We start from the raw sequence: 1,958 nt of genomic DNA on the forward strand, positions 1-1,958 counted from the left end.
GTCCCCTACGGCGGGAGATCGGGGAAGCCAGGGCGGGCAGGGCGGGCAGGGGAGCGCGACCACCGGCTTCCTCGTTCTCGCCGGCGCCACCGTCCTCGTGGTCGGCGTCAGACGCCTGCTCCGGAAGGGATAGCCGAGGGATGGCCGAAGGGCCCGGCGCGGACGGTGTCCGGCGCCGGGCCCTCCGTACACGACCCGGTGTTACAGCTTCTCGATGACGTAGTCGATGCAGGCCGTCAGGGCCCGCACGTCCGCCGGGTCGATCGCCGGGAACATCGCGATCCGCAGCTGGTTGCGGCCCAGCTTGCGGTACGGCTCCGTGTCCACGATGCCGTTGGCGCGCAGCACCTTCGCGACCGCCGCCGCGTCGATGTCGTCCGCGAAGTCGATCGTGCCGATGACCTGCGAGCGCTTCGCCGCGTCCGCGACGAACGGCGAGGCGTACTTGGACTCCTCGGCCCACGTGTACAGGGCGTCCGAGGACTCCTTCGTACGCGCCACGGCCCAGTCCAGACCGCCCTGGCCGTTGATCCACTTCAGCTGCTCGTTGAGCAGGAAGAGGGTCGAGAGCGCCGGGGTGTTGTACGTCTGGTTCTTCAGCGAGTTGTCGATCGCCGTCGGCAGCGAGAAGAACTCCGGGATGTGCCGGCCGGACTCGTGGATCTTCTTCGCGCGCTCCAGGGCGGCCGGGGAGAAGGCCGCGAGCCACAGGCCGCCCTCGGCGGCGAAGGACTTCTGCGGGGCGAAGTAGTAGACGTCCGACTCGGTGATGTCGACCGGCAGGCCGCCCGCGCCGGAGGTCGCGTCGACCAGGACGAGCGCACCCTCGTCGGCGCCCGCGACCCGCTTGATCGGGGCGGCGACACCGGTGGAGGTCTCGTTGTGGGTGTACGCGTAGACGTCGACGCCCGCCTCGGCCACCGGCTCCGGGTGGGTGCCCGGGTCGGAGGAGATCACGGTCGGCTCGGCAAGCCAGGGAGCCAGCTTGGCGGCCTTCGCGAACTTGGAGGAGAACTCGCCGAAGGTGAGGTGCTGCGACTTGTTCTCGATGAGACCGTGGGTCGCGACGTCCCAGAAGGCGGTGGAGCCGCCGTTGCCCAGGATCACCTCGTAGCCCTCGGGCAGCGAGAAGAGGTCGGAGATGCCGGCACGTACCTCGCCGACCAGGTTCTTGACCGGAGCCTGGCGGTGGGACGTGCCGAGGAGGGAGGTGCCGGTGGCGGCCAGGGCGTCCAGCGCCTCCGTACGCACCTTGGAGGGGCCCGCGCCGAAACGGCCGTCGGCGGGCTTGATGTCAGCGGGAATCTGGATCTCAGCCACGAGGCGGAGAGTATCGGGTCGGAGCGGGGCCGGTCGTCGGATGTCCGCCCGATGAGACGAGGACTGAGACATCCTGGGGTTGTGGGAACACACCAGGAACACGCGTCCGAGCTGGCCTCCGACCTGCGCGCCGCGGTCGCGGGAGACGTCGACTTCTCCGTCACCGCGAGGGCCCTGGCGACGATGGACGCCTCCAACTACCGCCGCGTTCCGGCCGGTACGGTCGCGCCGCGCGACGCCGCCGACGTCGCGGCCGCCCTGGAGGTGTGCCGGGCGCACGGCACCACCCCGGTCGTCGCGCGGGGTGCCGGGACCTCGATCGGAGGGCAGGCGACCGGCACCGGCGTGGTGCTCGACCTCACACGGCACATGGATCGGATCGTCTCGATCGACCCTTCCGAGCGCACGGCCGTCGTCCAGCCGGGGGTGGTTCTGGACCGGCTGCGGGCGGCGGCCCGCCCGTACGGGCTGACCTTCGGCCCCGACCCGTCCACGCACAGCCGCTGCACCCTCGGCGGCATGATCGGCAACAACGCGTGCGGGGCGCACTCGGTCGCCTGGGGGACCACGGCGGACAACGTGCGCTCGCTGGAAGTGGTGACGTACCGAGGCGAGAGGTTGACGCCGGGGCGGGACGC

Annotated in this window: 2 protein-coding genes; one reads left to right on the forward strand and one right to left on the reverse strand. The window is 71.1% G+C overall.

What is annotated here, in order from left to right:
• Positions 1–201 precede the first annotated feature (201 nt).
• Entirely contained in the window at positions 202–1,320 is a 1,119-nt protein-coding gene (serC, locus tag CCN56_RS38525; protein WP_086832293.1) for a phosphoserine transaminase, read from the reverse strand.
• 51 nt (positions 1,321–1,371) lie between these two features.
• Here serC and CCN56_RS38530 point away from each other — a divergent pair.
• A partial coding sequence (locus CCN56_RS38530) for an FAD-binding oxidoreductase (protein ID WP_143664786.1) occupies positions 1,372–1,958 on the forward strand: 587 nt, incomplete at its 3' end.

Source organism: Streptomyces sp. NRRL B-24572, from assembly GCF_002156145.1.
GTDB lineage: Bacteria > Actinomycetota > Actinomycetes > Streptomycetales > Streptomycetaceae > Streptomyces > Streptomyces vietnamensis.